The 16,687-nt window shown below is 31.9% G+C and carries 12 protein-coding genes; 11 read left to right on the top strand and 1 reads right to left on the bottom strand.

Translation table 11 applies throughout. The features are described 5' to 3' along the window. Window positions 1-47: 47 nt before the first annotated feature. The 10 genes from GSY47_RS24460 to GSY47_RS24415 all read left to right on the top strand — a co-directional run bounded on the left by GSY47_RS24460 (window position 48) and on the right by GSY47_RS24415 (window position 14,527). Complete coding sequence (locus tag GSY47_RS24460) at window positions 48-3,773, top strand: SusC/RagA family TonB-linked outer membrane protein (protein WP_179004576.1); 3,726 nt, start codon at window positions 48-50, stop codon at window positions 3,771-3,773. Between the two features lie 11 nt (window positions 3,774-3,784). Further along, window positions 3,785-5,263 carry a RagB/SusD family nutrient uptake outer membrane protein gene (locus tag GSY47_RS24455; protein WP_179004574.1) on the top strand — a complete coding sequence of 493 codons (1,479 nt, stop codon included), beginning with the start codon at window positions 3,785-3,787 and terminating at the stop codon, window positions 5,261-5,263. Between the two features lie 19 nt (window positions 5,264-5,282). Continuing rightward, window positions 5,283-6,143, top strand: a complete 861-nt coding sequence (locus GSY47_RS24450) for a substrate import-associated zinc metallohydrolase lipoprotein (RefSeq protein WP_179004572.1) — start codon at window positions 5,283-5,285, stop codon at window positions 6,141-6,143. 11 nt (window positions 6,144-6,154) lie between these two features. Further along, complete coding sequence (locus GSY47_RS24445) at window positions 6,155-7,519, top strand: DUF4302 domain-containing protein (protein WP_179004570.1); 1,365 nt, start codon at window positions 6,155-6,157, stop codon at window positions 7,517-7,519. Window positions 7,520-8,021: 502 nt separating this feature from the next. Beyond that, a complete protein-coding gene (fabG, locus tag GSY47_RS24440) occupies window positions 8,022-8,768 on the top strand; it encodes a 3-oxoacyl-[acyl-carrier-protein] reductase (protein ID WP_095929284.1) in 747 nt (248 codons plus the stop codon). A gap of 80 nt (window positions 8,769-8,848) precedes the next feature. Next, window positions 8,849-10,876 (top strand): hypothetical protein, encoded by a 2,028-nt coding sequence (locus tag GSY47_RS24435; RefSeq protein WP_179004568.1) that lies wholly within the window; start codon window positions 8,849-8,851, stop codon window positions 10,874-10,876. 64 nt (window positions 10,877-10,940) lie between these two features. Further along, a complete protein-coding gene (locus GSY47_RS24430) occupies window positions 10,941-11,774 on the top strand; it encodes a DUF4846 domain-containing protein (RefSeq protein WP_179004566.1) in 834 nt (277 codons plus the stop codon). Next, window positions 11,775-12,521 (top strand): M15 family metallopeptidase, encoded by a 747-nt coding sequence (locus tag GSY47_RS24425; RefSeq protein ID WP_179004564.1) that lies wholly within the window; start codon window positions 11,775-11,777, stop codon window positions 12,519-12,521. Between the two features lie 69 nt (window positions 12,522-12,590). Beyond that, on the top strand, window positions 12,591-13,487 hold the full coding sequence (locus tag GSY47_RS24420) for a LysR family transcriptional regulator (RefSeq protein WP_179004562.1): 897 nt from the start codon (window positions 12,591-12,593) through the stop codon (window positions 13,485-13,487). A gap of 74 nt (window positions 13,488-13,561) precedes the next feature. After that, a complete protein-coding gene (locus tag GSY47_RS24415) occupies window positions 13,562-14,527 on the top strand; it encodes a YeiH family protein (RefSeq protein ID WP_179004560.1) in 966 nt (321 codons plus the stop codon). Between the two features lies 1 nt (window position 14,528). On the opposite strand, the gene GSY47_RS24410 is transcribed toward GSY47_RS24415, so the two are convergent. After that, window positions 14,529-15,479, bottom strand: a complete 951-nt coding sequence (locus GSY47_RS24410; RefSeq protein ID WP_219071574.1) for a hypothetical protein — start codon at window positions 15,477-15,479, stop codon at window positions 14,529-14,531. A 176-nt stretch (window positions 15,480-15,655) separates the two neighbouring features. On the opposite strand from GSY47_RS24410, the gene GSY47_RS24405 reads away from it, so the two are divergent. Then, on the top strand, window positions 15,656-16,654 hold the full coding sequence (locus GSY47_RS24405; RefSeq protein WP_179004556.1) for a zinc dependent phospholipase C family protein: 999 nt from the start codon (window positions 15,656-15,658) through the stop codon (window positions 16,652-16,654). Window positions 16,655-16,687 lie beyond the last annotated feature (33 nt).

Raw genomic sequence — 16,687 nt, 5'->3', positions numbered from 1 at the left:
TTTCTTAAAATACACTCGAATAGTATTAATCAAAACAAACCAAAATTATGAAAAAACCTGTTGTCAAGCAACGATTACTTCACCAAATCATGAAAATAACGCTGTTTCAATTTGTGTTAGCACTTATATTTTCAAGTGTTACTTTCGCAAATAATGTAAATGGGCAGAAAAAACTAGATACTAAAGTTACAATTACAGTCGAAAATCTAACTTTAGACAATGCTTTATCTAAAATCGAAAAATCTGCTCGTGTAAAATTTTCTTATAATTCTAGACTGCCTCAGCTTTCGCAGAAAGTTAGTATAGAAGCAAACCAAGAAACTTTATCTAGTATTCTAAGCAGAATATTAGTGCCTTTTAATATTACTTTTTCAGAAGTAAGCAATCAGATTGTGCTTCAAAAGAATACAGCTGGTTCTTTTTCAAATATCAACAATCACGATTCATTGTTTGAGCTTTTGACTTTTGGCCCAATTATTAAAGGAAAAGTAACAGATCAAACTGGAAGTCCACTTCCAGGTGCTACAGTTATGGCTAAAGGAACAAAAACCGCTGTTTTAACCGATTTTGATGGAAATTTCGTTATCGAAATGCCTGCTAATGTAAACCGTTTAGTTATTTCATATGTTGGTATGGAATCTAAAGAAATTGGTATTGAAAATACTACACCAACAATTGTTTTAACAGAAGCGGGACAAAACCTTAAAGAGGTTGTTGTTACAACTGGATACGAAAAAACTTCAAAAAGAACATTTACTGGTGCTATCAGTAAAATTTCTGGATCAGAATTAAAAGTTGATGGTGTAGTTGACGTAAGTAGAATGATTGAAGGTAAAGCGGCTGGGGTAACTGTGCAAAATGTTACAGGAACCTTTGGTACAGCTCCGAAAATTACTGTTCGAGGATCTTCTTCTATTTTTGGAGATACAAAGCCGTTATGGGTAATTGATGGTGTGGTTCAAGAAGATATCATCAATATGTCTTTTGCTGATCTAGCTTCAGGTAATTCAGAAACTTTGTTGAGTTCCTCTGTTGCTGGTTTAAATGCAAACGATATTCAAAGCATCGAAATTCTTAAAGATGCATCGGCTACGTCTATTTATGGTTCAAGATCATTGAATGGAGTTGTAGTTGTAACAACAAAGCAAGGACGTAGAGATACGCCTTTAAAAATCACTTATGGCTTAGAACAAACTGTTAGAACAGTGCCAAATTATAGCCAATATGACATTTTGAATTCTCAAGAGACGATGAGTATCTTTAAAGAAATGGAATCAAAAGGATATTTAGATCTTCCAACAACTGTAAATGGAAGATATGGTGGGGTTTACAATATTATGGGGAGAGCTATTAACACTTATAATCCAGAAACAGGAGGGTATTTAGTTAACAATGACCCAGTAAGCAGAAATAACTTTTTGAAAAAATATGAATTAGCTAATACAGATTGGTTCAAAGTTTTATTTAGACCATCTATTACTCAAAATCACTCTTTAAGTTTTTCAGGTGGAGGAAAAAATAATACGTTTTATGCTTCTTTAGGATATTACACAGATCCAGGATGGACAATCGCTGATGATGTGAAACAAATATCTTCAAACATTAAAGGAACATTTTATGTTAATGACAGATTAAATATTACTCTTTCAACTTTGGCATCTGTTCGTGATCAAGGTGCCCCGGGAAGTTATGAAAGTGAAAAAGATGTTGTTTTTGGAAAAGTAACACGTGATTTTGATATCAATCCATTTAACTATGTTTTAAATACAAGCCGAACATTAAGGCCATATGATGAAAACGGAAATTTAGAATATTACAGAAATAACTGGGCAAAGATGAACATCATCAACGAATTGGAAAATAACTTCATGGAGATTCAAGTTAAAGATATTCGTTTTCAATTGGATTTAGATTATAAAATCAGTAAAAACTGGAATTATAATTTAACAGGTTCTGCTCGTTATGCAAATACTAGCCGTCAGCATAAAATTCTAGAAGCTTCGAATGTTGTAGGAGCTTATAAAGCGGGTACACCTGATGGTGAAGATGGTGTAAACACATTGGTTCGTAATGATAATATCTTTTTATACCAAGATCCTACTGATTTATCTGCTCCAAAAGTTTCGGTATTGCCAAATGGAGGTTTTCTTAGAAAGTTTACAAACGATATGACTTCTTACAATTTAAGAAATAGTGTAAATTATAGAAACATATTCAGTGATAAACACGAACTAGAAGGATTATTCGGAACAGAGTTAAGACTTGTAGATAGAAACAGTGACAATTTTACTGCTGCTGGTTTACAATATGATAGAGGATTAACTGCTTTTACTGATCCTAGATTAATTGAAAAAATTATTAACGGAGGAGATTCTTACTATGGATTTAATGCCGAAAGAGAAAGAACCGTTGGTTTCTTTGGTAAAGTAGGATATACTTACGATCGTCGTTATACTGCTTCTGTAACGGGGCGTTATGATGGTTCTAACAGACAAGGAAATAGTGATTCTTCTAGATGGCTTCCAACTTACACTTTTAGTGGAAAATGGAATGTAGCAGAAGAGAAATTCATGAAGAATGTAGAATCTATAAATACATTGGCGCTGAGAGCTTCTTATGGTTTAACTGCTACAGCAGGACCTGCTACAAACTCTTTGGCAATTTATAAAAGTTATATCACTAATCGTTTAAATCTAGATGATAGAGAGTCAGGAATTAATACTGAAGAATTGCAGAATGGCGATCTTACTTGGGAAAAACAATTTGAAACCAACATTGGAGTTGATTTAGGAATGTTTAATAACAGAGTTCAACTTACAACAGACGTTTACAGACGTAAAGCGTTTGATTTGGTTGATTATGTTATTACTTCAGGAATTGGAGGACAAAGAATCAGACAAGGTAATAATGCCGATATGGAAACTAAAGGTATTGAGGTAGGTTTTACAACTAAAAACATTGACACAAAAGACTTTAAATGGTCTACTACATTGAATTTTTCTGTTTACGATCAAAAAATTACAAAATTACAAAATACACCAACAGCTTTCGATTTGATTGATGCAAACGGAGGAAATACAGTCGGACATCCACGTAATTCATTGTATTCTTATCAGTTTACAGGGTTAAATAATGAAGGTCTTCCAACATTTGTAATGCAGGATGGTGCTGACAGTAATATTACTGGTGCAGATTTTCAAGATAATATTGATGTTACAAAATATTTAAAGTATGAAGGTTCAATTGAGCCAAATAAATCAATAGGTTTAGCAAATACATTTACTTATAAAAATTGGTCTTTATATGTGTTTTTCGTAGGTTCTGGAGGAAACAAAGTTCGTTTGAATCCTGTATATGATAGTACTTATGATGATTTAACGGTTTTTACTAAAGACTTTACAAATCGTTGGATTAATCCTGGTGACGAACAATACACTAACGTTCCAGTTATTGCTGACAAACGTTTAAATTCTAATTATGGCGGAGCACGTACATTGGCAAGAGCATATAATACTTATAATTATTCTGATGTTCGTATAGCTGATGGAGATTTTGTAAGATTGAAAAATATCTCATTGAGCTGGGAGTTTCCAAAGGAATTCAAGCAAAAAATAGGAGTAAGCACTTTTACATTAAAAGGCTCAGCTGTGAACCCTTGGTTGATTTATTCAGACAAGAGACTAAATGGTCAAGATCCTGAATTCCGTAATTCTGGAGGAGTTGCATTGCCAGTTACCTCTCAATATACTTTTACTTTAAATGTTTCATTATAATATTTAAAAATATGAAAAAACTTAAAATAACTTTATCTCTGTTGATACTTGTAAGTATTGTAGGTTGCGATGATTTCCTTTCTGAAAAGCCAGATAACAGAACTGAAATAGACACTCCCGAAAAAATCTCAGAATTATTAGTAACTGCTTATCCACAAATGAGTTACTTTGATATTGCAGAAACGATGTCTGATAACGTTTTTGATAGCCAGTTGCCAGAAACAATTCTGAAAAACGAACAGAATTACAATTGGGAAATGCAGACAGAAAATTCTCAAATTGATACTCAAGCTTATTATTGGGATGCCTGCTATAAAGCAATTGCACATGCTAATAAGGCATTAGAAGCCATAGTAGAATTAGGAAGCCCTGCGACTTTAAATCCACAAAAAGGAGAAGCTTTGTTAGCTAGAGCTTATTCTCATTATATGTTGGTGTCTTTTTGGTCACAACGTTATAATCCTGCAACAGCTGCAACAGACCTAGGAATTCCTTATATAACAAAGACAGAAAAGGAATTGGTTGTAAAGTACAAGCGTAATACAGTTGCAGAAGTATTTGATTTTATCGAAAAAGACATCGAAGAAGGTTTAAAATATGTGACAAATGATTATAAAGAGCCAAAATTCCATTTCAATAAAAATGCTGCCAAAGCTTTTGCTAGCCGTTTTTATTTAATAAAAGGAGATTGGGACAAAGTAATTGCTTTATCAGATGATTTTGCAGCTAGACCAGTTGGGAAATTAAGAGATTATGCAGCTTACAAGCTTCTTGCGCTTGAAAACCAAAGAATTGCTTATGCTAGTATAAATGAAGAGACCAATTTATTGATTGCTTCTCCAAATTCAATCGTTCGAAGATCATCTTATCAAAATAGATTTTATCTTTCCGCAGCAAGATACCCAGAGATTTTTGGATCAGCTACTAGTCTTTTTAATAAAACATGGTTGTATAGCTTTTATTCTTCAAATAGCAGTATAACGGTTTATGTGCCTAAGTTTTATGAGTATTTTAAATATACGAACGTGACTGCTGGAATTGGAGAACCTTATACAGCTGAAGTTTTATTGAGTAATGATGAGTTTTTCTTAAATAGAATTGAAGCTCATGTCATGAAAGGACAGATTGCTTTGGCAAATGACGAATTAGAGTACTTTTTATCTACAAGAACTACAGGTTATAATGCAACTACTGATAAAGTTACAGAAGCTAAGGTTGTAGCAAAATATCCAGTTATTGCTGACGAATACACGCCATTTTATACAATGACACCAGTTCAGACTTCTTATGTTAAAGCTATTGCAGAAACTAGACGAAGAGATTTTGTACATGAAGGAATGAGATGGTTTGACGTGAAACGTTTCAATATTGTGGTAACACATGAAACATACAATAAACCAGCTAATATTTTAGTGAAAGATGATAAGCGCCGTGCTTTGCAGATTCCTCTTCATGCATCAGCAACAGGTGTTGAGTTAAATCCTAGATAATCTTAAAAAATCAATTCTTATGAAATTTTTAAAATATAATAAAATAGCTATTCTGGCATTGGTTTCTGTACTTTCAGTTTCATGTGCGCATGAAGATCAGCCTACTGAAAGTCAGTTAGATTTTAATCAGCCTACAAAAACTGCTTTAGATAATTGGATAGATACTAATTATTTAAATCCATATAATATTAATGTACAATACAAATGGAATCAAAATACAGTTGATAACAGTAGATTTTTGTTTCCTCCTACAATAGATAAAGTTAAGCCAGCATTAGAAATAGTACAGACTATTTGGCTTAAAAGTTATGCTACAATCGGAGGTGCTGATTTTGTTAAAAAGATTGCGCCAAGAGAAATTGTTTTGGTTGGAGGTGTAAACTTAAACAGCGTAGGAACAAGAACACTTGGTTTGGCTGAAGGAGGACAACGAGTAACTTTGTTTGAAACAGATTATATCAACAAAAGGAATCGTGCAAATGTAACCGAGTTCATACACACTATTCAGCATGAATACATCCACATTTTAAATCAGCATAAACCATTTGATGAAAAGTCTTGGTCTGCAATTACTCCAGCTGGTTATACAGCAGATTGGTATAACTATACAATTCCCGTTTCAAATGAAATTGGTTTTATAACTAGTTATGCAAGATTGAATATTAATGAAGATTTTGCAGAAACAGCTGCCATGATTTTAATCAGTTCAAAAGCAGAATACGCGGCTTTTCTTGCTAATATTAAAAGCGCAACTGCTTTGGCGGCATTAAAAGCCAAGGAAGCTTTGGTTGTAAAATATTTTAAAGAATCTTACAATATGGATTTTTATGCTTTACGTGATGAAGCAGAGAAAAATACAACTGCAGTAGTAAACAACTAAAAAACAATATTATGAAAGTAAAAAATATAATTAAATACTTATTTGCAGCTTTTTTAATGTTGCAAATCACAGCCTGTAACAATGACAGCACAGAAGCGGAACCTCTATTTGACAAAACACCAACCGAGCGTTTAAATTCCCGAATGGATGAATTGCAACAAGTATTGCTTTCATCTCCGGAAGGGTGGAAAGCAGTTTATTTTACCGATAACACAATTCTCGGTGGGTATACACATCTTTTTAAGTTTGCAGCTGATGGTACAGTGGAAATGGCTTCTGATTTTGATGAGAGTCTAGATACAGATGTTATTCGTAAAAGTGAATATCAGATACAATTAGGTAGTACGGTAAGTTTAACATTTACTACAAATAACTGGATACATCTGTTGTCTGAATCAGACAATTATCCTATTGCCGCGTTACGTGCTAAAGGATATTTAGGAGATTTTCAATTTTTGTATTATGGACAAGAAAATGGTGAAATTATTTTTAAAGCCAATAGAAATAAACAAGAAATACGTTTTGTAAAAGCAACAAAAGCAGATTGGGATAATTTGCCTAAAAACTATGCCATGATACCAAATGTTATAGGCTCTTCTGCAAGACCATTATTCAGACTTTTAGAAACAAATGATGGAACAACTAAACATCAATTTGATTTCAGTTTTTCTCCAATTACTCGTTTTGCTGAAGCAAATTCGGTAGAAGCAGGTTTTTCATTTAGCTACGAATTAGGAATTGGTTATTCGCCTACGGGGATTGTTGTAAATCCGGCAATAGAAGTAGGAGGCCAAAAACTAAGTACTTTTGTTTACAATGACGCAGATGGTAGTTTCACTTCTACAGGTACAAATGGGGTAAGTGCAACTATTAAATATTCTAACAAACCTTTAGTTTTAACAGACGATTATAAACTTCTATTAAGTGGAAAAGGAAATCCTTATAAATATTTTGGTTATATAGCAGCTAATTTAGCTGTTGCACCAACAACAAGTAACTATTTTAAGAGTTTGGTAGCTAAAGCAAATGCAGCATTGCCAGCTAATCAGTCTATTTCTAGTATTTATCTTTATTTTAATACAGCAGCTAATCAGACTTATATTAGCTATAATTTCAATGGAGGAAAAGCTTCTTTAAATCATGTCGTAACATCAAAAGAAGATGCTGTAAATAAAACTTTAATTCTTACCCACGATTTTTGGGCTGGGGGAATCAGTACGCCAGCTTACTTAAAAGAAATTGATGATGAATTTACTAACCCGAAAGGACTATATGTTAAGAAAGAAAATTTCAAGATCACATATAGTAATGTTATTTACACTTTTACTAGTGCTGCGGACAGTGGATTTAGAATAACAACATACATTATAAACTAATATTTTATCTTAATTAAAAGCAACTCATTTTTTTTTTGAGTTGCTTTTAAATTAAATAATCAAATTTCCAACATCTTGAATTATGATAAAAAAAATAGTAACACCATCGATTATTGCAGTTTTCTTTTGGTGGATAGGACTTCTTATTATTAATGAAAAATATTATGACTATTTAAGGTCCTACTTATATCTCTCGATAATAATTGGCATTGGCTGGATGGTTTTTGATCAAATCAAGAAGAGGAAAGAAAACAGAGTAAGATAGTTCGATTCAATTGAAACAGTACATTTTTTGCTATCAATTGTAATTCGTAAACCAAACAGAAAAACAATTAAATTTTAGTTTTATTTTTTTATTTTGGAGAAGACAGCTCATTTATTGAGCTGTTTTTTTGTTTTATAAACGAATAAAATTATTAAGCCATTTTTTATACGACAAATTTTATTAAACGCCCAAATACTCTATATTTGTATTTCAAAAAATAAAAACGAATACCTTAATATGAAATTACTAGAAGGAAAAGTTGCAATTATTACTGGTGCAAGCCGTGGAATCGGAAAAGGAATTGCTGAAGTTTTTGCTAAACATGGAGCTAACGTGGCTTTTACATACAGTTCATCTGCTGCTTCTGCAGAAGCCTTAGAAGCAGAATTAAATGCTTTAGGAGTTAAAGCAAAAGGATATCAGTCAAACGCAGCAGATTTTAACGAAGCGCAAACCTTCGTAGATGCTGTTTTAGCAGATTTTGGAACTGTAGATATCTTAATCAACAATGCCGGAATTACAAAAGACAATTTGTTAATGCGTATGTCTGAGGCAGATTTCGACCAGGTAATAGATGTAAACTTGAAATCGGTTTTTAATATGACAAAAGCGATTCAAAAAACATTCTTAAAACAAAGAGCTGGATCAATCATTAATATTAGCTCTGTAGTAGGAGTTTCTGGAAATGCTGGTCAAACAAACTATGCCGCTTCTAAAGCGGGTGCAATCGGATTTACAAAATCTGTAGCATTAGAGTTAGGTTCTCGTAACATTCGTTGCAACGCAATCGCTCCAGGTTTTATTGAAACTGAAATGACTGCAAAATTATCAGAAGATGTAGTGAAAGGATGGAGAGAAGGTATTCCATTGAAACGCGGTGGAACTACAGAAGATGTTGCAAATGCTTGTCTTTTCTTGGCTTCTGACATGAGCGCTTACATTACTGGTCAAGTACTTAACGTTTGCGGAGGAATGCTTACTTAATAAGTTGATTGTTTATGGTTTGTTGTTTATAGTTCACAACCATAAACTTTAAACTAAAAACCATAAACTAAAAAATAAATATGACGACAAACACGATTCTTTTATTATTGCTTTCTTTAGTAATTGCTGGTGGTTTATCGTATTTTCAATATTTTTTCAAAGCCAAAAGTAAATCCAATGTGATTATACTTTTGGCTTTTTTACGTTTTCTCGCCATTTTCGGATTGTTGGTTTTATTGATAAATCCGATAATTTCTAAGAATTCGCTAGAAATTACCAAAACACCTTTAGCTATTGTTGTTGATAATTCAAGTTCTATTACCGCTTTAAAATCGGATAAAAAAGCAATTGAATTATATCAAAAATTGGTTTCGAATCCTGCTTTAAAGGAAAAATTTGAAATTCAATCCTATCAATTTGACAACGATTTTAAAACTTCAGATAAATTTGATTTTAAAGGTGATCAAACCAATTTAGATGAAGTAGCTAAAAACTTAAAAAGCATCAACAAAAACCTGATTTTTCCAACTGTTATAATTACAGACGGAAATCAGACTAGAGGAAATGACTACGTTTACAGATTCGATCCTGTCAATAAAGTTTATCCCTTAGTTGTAGGAGATACAACCACTTTTTTCGATTTAAAAATCAATCAGCTTAACGTAAACAAATACGCTTTTCATAAAAATAAATTTCCAGTAGAAGTTTTTCTTCAGTATGCAGGCACAAAAGCTGTAAATGCTGATTTTATAATTACGCAGGGAAATTCTATTGTTGCTAAAGAAAAGGTCTCTTTTTCACCTTCAAAAAAAACAGCTTCACTCAATTTGCTTTTGCCAGCTGATAAAGTTGGATTACAAATTTACAAAGCAAGTATTCAATCTGTTGCAAAAGAAAAAAACAGCTATAACAATATTAAAAATTTTGCAGTTGAAATAATTGATCAGAAGTCTACTATTGCTATTGTTTCGGCTATAAATCATCCAGATATTGCAGCTTTAAAACGTTCCATTGAAGTTAATGCACAACGTAAAGTAATATTGGTTAAGCCAAATCAAATTAATGATTTACAAGAATTTTCTGTTTTGGTTTTGTATCAGCCAACAACTGCTTTTAAAGCAATTTTTGATTCTAATAAATTAGCTGGAAGAAATACCTTTATTATAACTGGAAATAATACCGATTTTAATTTTCTGAATCAACAGCAAAATAATCTGATTTTTAAAATGAGCAATCAACGAGAAGATTTTCTTAGTGAATTTCATTCAGATTTTAATCTTTTTGCAATTGATAATATAGGTTTTGAAAATTTCCCGCCTTTGCAGAATCCGTTTGGAAATATAAGTACTGACGAAAATGTTTCTGTTTTACTTTCATCAAAAATTAGAAATGTTGCTACAAATGCTCCCTTATTGGCTTTCGTCGAAAATCAAGGAAAAAGAACCGTTTTTCTTTTAGGAGAAAACAGCTGGAAATGGCGTTTGCAGAGTCATGTCGACAATCAGTCTTTTGAAAAGTACGATGTTTTTATTGATAAAGTTGTACAATATTTAGCTTCATCGGCTTCAAAAAAATCTTTGGTTGTAACACATGAAAGTTTTTATAATTCTGGTGAAGAAATTATCATCAATGCGCAGTATTTCAATAAAAACTATGAGTTTGATGAAAAAGCCAGACTTACAATTAGTGTTGTAAATGCTACGACAAAACAAACTAAGAATTACGATTTGTTAAAAGGTAGTAATTCTTTCTCAGCTAATTTAGAAGGACTTCCAGCGGGAAAATATAATTTTACTGTAAAAGAATTAAATTCAAATACTTCATATGCGAGTCATTTTGAAATTTTAGATTTTGATATTGAAAAACAGTTTGTAAATCCTGATGTTTTAAAATTACAACAATTGGCTTTGCAAACAAATGGAAAAGCTTTCTTTGAAGATCAAGCTGATAATTTGATCAATACACTTTTAGAAAATAAAGAATACAAATCAATTGAAAAAAATATTTCAACTAAAACTCCAATTATTGATTGGGTTTGGCTGTTAATTTTGATAGCTGTTTTATTGACTACAGAGTGGTTTATAAGAAAATACAACGGATTGTTGTAATGAAATATAATCGACTTCCATCTGGATTTTTTAATTTTTTGATTGTCAATTAAAAATGTAAATTATGAGAGTTAAATCCTTGTTTATTGTAGCAATTTTGACGGTAATTCTTTGTTTTTTTTCATTTTCAAAGACAAATAATACTACCAATAATAATCTTTTAGGAAACACGATTCAGCAACGTTTCCAACTGCCTCAGGGATTTGTGAGAGAAGAAGAATCTAAAACTTCGTTTGATTTTTTTTTACGAAACCTTCCATTGAAATCTGTGGGTTCAAATGTTTTGTATTTTGATGGAACTATAAAACCAAATCGAAATGTTTATGAAGCGGTTGTAGATTTACCAATTGGAAAACAGGATTTGCATCAATGTGCTGATGCCGTGATGCGTTTACGAGCGGATTATTTTTACGGCCAAAAACAGTACGATAAAATACATTTTAATTTTACAAATGGTTTTCGAGCTGATTTTAGTAAATGGGCCGCAGGTCACAGAATTGCAGTTAAAGGCAACAAAACAAGTTGGGTTAAAACTGCAAAACCATCTGAAAGTTATGAAACTTATTGGAAATACTTAGAGACGGTTTTTATGTATGCAGGAACGGCTTCGTTAGAAAAAGAACTAAAACCAATTAATGTTTCAGACATAAAAATTGGGGATGTTTTTATAAAAGGAGGTTTTCCAGGTCACGCTGTCATTGTAGTTGATATGGCTGTAAATCCAAAAAATAATCAAAAAATTATGCTTTTAGCACAAAGTTATATGCCAGCACAGGAAATTCAAATATTAAAAAATCCCAATAACAGTTCGTTGAGTCCTTGGTACGCTGTTGATTTTGGAACTTCTCTAAAAACCCCCGAATGGACTTTTAGTTCCTCACAATTAAAACGTTTTTAAATGAAACGATTCTTTTTTTTAGTCCTTATCTTTCAAAATGCTTTTTCTCAAGAAATTCCATTGAATGTTCAAAAATTAATTAAAGCATATCCAGATCAAATTGTTGGTTATAAAGACAATAAAATTATTTTTAGAGATAAATCAAATTTAATTTACGATGATTTTAAAAATAAAACAAATCAAGAACTATTAGATAATCCTGATATTGAAGATCAATTTAAGTTTGTTTATAATAGAGCAGATAAGAATTTAATTCCAAAGGAAGATCCAGGAAGAATTCGAAATGAAGCTTTTTTTAAGAAAATTTACGGTAATTCGAAATCAGAAGTTGAATCAAAAATGACTGAAATTATTTGGTGTCCAAAATTAGTCAATCAGAAAATAAAAGTAACAACCGTAAATGGAATTGATAAAGTAGTAAAAAAACTCTCAGCAGAATTAGATCATAATCCAGAATTTAAAAAATATATTACTGACATTGGAGGTATATTTAGTTGGAGAAAAATTTCAGGAACAAACCGATTGAGTATGCATAGTTATGGAATGACAATAGATATTAATGTCAAGAATTCTAATTATTGGCAATGGGATTGTAAATGCAAAGATGAAGAAGTTGCTCTTTCGTATAGAAATCAAATTCCCCTCAAGCTAGTTTCAATTTTTGAAAAATATGGTTTTATTTGGGGAGGAAATTGGAAACATTATGACACGATGCATTTTGAGTATCGACCTGAGCTTTTGTTATAAAATTTTAAATTGTTTTATTGTAAAAAGTATTACGGAGTAAGGTAGATTAAGAATTAAAAATTTATGATTATGGATTTTAGGCTAAAAGTATTTTACACCGTTGCGCTCCGCCTTAATTTTACTAAAGCGGCGACAGAATTGTATATTACACAGCCGGCAGTTTCCAAACATATTCAGGAACTCGAAGAAACTTATAAAACCAAACTTTTTGAACGTAACGGTTCTAAAATTGCTTTAACTCCTGCTGGGAAGATTCTATTAAAATATACTAAGAGTATTTTTGATATTTACCGCGAAATAGATTTTGAAATGAGTTCTTTCAATAAAGAACGCCAAGGTTTATTAAGGTTAGGGGCAAGTACAACCATTTCGCAATATATTATTTCTCCAGTTTTAGCCAATTTTCATCAAAAGCAAAAAGACATAAAGGTTAATTTGCTGAATGGAAATACAGAACAAATTGAAAATGCCCTAATCAATAAAGAAATCGAAATTGGAATTGTAGAGGGGCAGTCAAAAAATCAATCCATAAAATACATTCCGTTTTTAAAAGACGAGTTAGTTTTGGTTTGCAACAGCAACAATTCTTTTGTAAAACAAAATGAAATTTCATTAAACGATTTAAAATCAATGAAATTCATAACCCGTGAACGCGGATCTGGAACACTTGAAGTTATAGAATTTGCATTAAAAAAAGTAGGTTTGAAATTCTCCGATTTACAAATTGAAATGCAGTTAGGAAGTACGGAAAGTATTAAATCTTATTTACTAAATTCAGATTGTTTTGCCTTTATGTCTATTCATGCTGTAAGTAAAGAATTGAGAAATAAAGAATTAATTGTTTTAGATGTGGAGAAATTATCGATTGAAAGATTCTTTTATATCATTACTTTAGTCGGGAAATCAGATTCATTATCAGAATTGTTTATTCAAAATTTAGCTTCTCATTATAACTTGAAGTTATAGTCGATTGTAATTTACGATTGGTATTTTTCGTTTAATCAACGGAACTTTGCAGGGTAATTATCAATTATCCTATTTTGAAAACAAAACAACAAACATCGACGCATTTACTTGAAATTAACCATTCATTACAGCAGGTACTTTTTACTATAGTAATTCTTCTGTGTTTGTTTTCGATTATTTCGCCTCCAATAGCTTTATTGTTAGGAGTTTTGCTAGTAAACATTTTCGGAAATCCATTTGTAGAATTCAATCATAAAGCAATAACATTTCTATTACAATTTTCAGTTGTTGGTTTAGGATTTGGAATGAATGCTTATAGTGCTGTTTCGGCAGGAAAAGAAGGTTTTGTTCTTACTATAATGTCAATCTTCAGCACTTTAGTTTTTGGCTTTCTTCTTGGAAAATGGCTGCAGACAGAAAAAAAGACTTCCCATTTAATTTCTTGCGGAACAGCAATTTGTGGCGGAAGTGCCATTGCAGCTATTGCGCCGGTAATTAAATCAAACGAAAATCAGACTTCAATTGCTTTGGGAGTCATTTTCATATTGAATTCTATAGCTTTGTTTGTATTTCCGTTTATCGGACATCAATTAGATCTCTCTCAAAAAGATTTTGGTTTATGGTGCGCTATTGCGATTCATGATACCAGTTCTGTTGTCGGAGCTGCAAATAAATACGGAGCAGAAGCTTTACAAGTGGCTACAACAGTGAAATTGGCAAGGGCTTTATGGATTATTCCAATATCTCTACTGACAGCTTTTGTCTTTAAAAACAAGAATTCTAAAATTAAAATCCCGTATTTTATAGGCTTATTTATTGTTGCAATGCTTTTAAATACTTATGTTCCTTCAATTAATGTTTTTGCTTCACATATTGTCGGAATTGCTAAAATTGGTTTAACAATTACATTATTTCTAATTGGTGCAACCTTAAATTTCGCAACTTTAAAAGCGGTAGGAGTAAGGCCTTTGTTACAGGGTGTCTTTTTATGGATATTTATTGCTGTTTTGGCTTTAGGATCGATTCTTTATTTGAGTTAAACTATTTTACATTTGTGAATTTCACAACAGGTTTTACTATCATCTGATAGGACTTGCCTTTAAAAGAATAACGTCTTTCTATTTCAAAATCAAATTTAGTTTTGGTTTTAGCCATTGCAGCAATTTCTTGCGGAATTGAAGCTTCAAATTCATCTTCTGCTTTCGCATCTTTATTAAAAGTGCCATTAGTGGTGACAATAATATCTCTAAAATGTTTTCTTGCGCCATCATCTACAACTTTATAAGAACCTGACCAATTTATACTGGCGACATTAGTTAAGTGATAAGCAGGAACTTCCATAATAATCTGATATTTACCGTCAAAACCAGCTACAAGATAGAGATAACCCTCATAAGGACCGCCCGCGCCACCATTGATATGCGATAACGTAAAAGCAAACTGATCTTCTCCAATTTCTACAATTTTAGGTGTAGGACATTGTGCAAATGCACCAAACGCGGCAACAGCGGGCTGAAAAGACCTCATTTCCCAGATTTTTCCATTTTTAGCAAATTTAGCGATTCCCAGCAATCCACCAGAAAAGCGTCCCGTTTGTAAACCATCTTCGTCGTGAACAGAATGGTTAAAAGCAATAATTTTAAACTTATTATCTTTAGAATCTGAATAATCAATATTAGCAAGAAGCCTTGTTGCTACACCATCAGTATAAGGAAACATTTGATCGCCTTCTACACCATTAACATCTAAAAAAGGAGCAGGCTTGCAGGTTTTACAAATCCAGCTCACAAAAGTGTTTTTATTTGCAAGATGATATAATTTGCCTGGAAATAATTTCTGCATGATCCTTTCTTCATTAAAAGGATCAGAGAATCTAAGTGTTCTTTTTGAATTTAGAATAGTGTCGCTTACATTTTTAGGCTTTACATCGTTTTCTTGAGCAAAACAAATAGTTGATAAAAAGAAGATTACATTTAGTAAAATAAAACGCATGTTTGCAATATTTAGTTTATAAACAAACTTACGAAAGAAAAATCTTTTTTGAGATGAATTTATGTTACTTAAATGGTTCAAAAATTTTAAATAAAATAATTTTAATAATCTTGAATGGTTATTGTTTGAATTATCCATAAATAAGGTAAATTTGCCCCTCTAATACAAAAACAAAAATGAAAAACTTCAAATCTAATCCAAAACTAATTGCTATTTGTGCTTTAATTGTTGGATTTTTTACTTTATCCTGGGGAATTGTTGGTCATGAAAGAATTAATAAAGCAGCTGTAATGGCACTGCCACGTCCACTTCAGGAGTTCTTTTATAATCATATCGATTTTATTACGCAAGAAGCTTCAGTGCCAGATATTCGTAAATACGCCTTAAGTTATAAGGATGAAGGCCCAAGACATTATTTTGATATGGAAAACTTTGGTTCTGCTGATAGTTATCCACAGAATTTAGAAGAAGCTAAGAAAAAATATGATGCTAAGTTCTTAAGCGATAACGGTATTTTACCTTGGTATATCGAAGATATGATGGCAAAGCTGACTAAAGCTTTTAAAGATAAAAACAGAGCAGAGATCTTATTTTTGGCTGCAGATTTAGGTCATTACATTGGCGACGCACACATGCCGTTGCACACTTCTGCTAATCATGACGGGCAATTGACAGATCAAAAAGGAATTCATTCTCTTTGGGAAAGCAGACTTCCAGAGTTATTTGCTAAAAACTATAAATTAAATGTTCCTTATGCTCATTATTATGATGATGTTCATAAAGCGATTTGGGATATGATAAATGATACACACAGTTTAGCACAGCCTTTATTAGATATCGATAAAAAATTAAGAACTGCTACTCCAGAAAATCAAGTTTTTAAAATGGATGCAGACGGGAAAGTACTGAAAAGCAAATATAATACAGCTGTTTTTTCTGATGAGTATGCTAAAAAACTACACGAGCAATTAAACGGAATGGTAGAAAGCCAAATGAAAAAGGCAATCACAGCAACAGCAAGTTTTTGGTATACTGCTTGGGTAAATGCAGGGAAGCCAGATTTGAGTGGTTTAGATTCGCCTGAAGTGACAAAAAGAAATGCTAAAGCTTTGAAAGAAGATTGGGAACTTTTTCAAAAAGGTGATTTATTCGGAATGAAAAATCAGAATGACTAATTTTTGTTTCAAGTTTAAAGTTTCAGGTTTACT

Source organism: Flavobacterium quisquiliarum (assembly GCF_019308285.1).
Lineage (GTDB): Bacteria > Bacteroidota > Bacteroidia > Flavobacteriales > Flavobacteriaceae > Flavobacterium > Flavobacterium quisquiliarum.
This window is presented reverse-complemented; position numbering and strand designations above follow the sequence as displayed.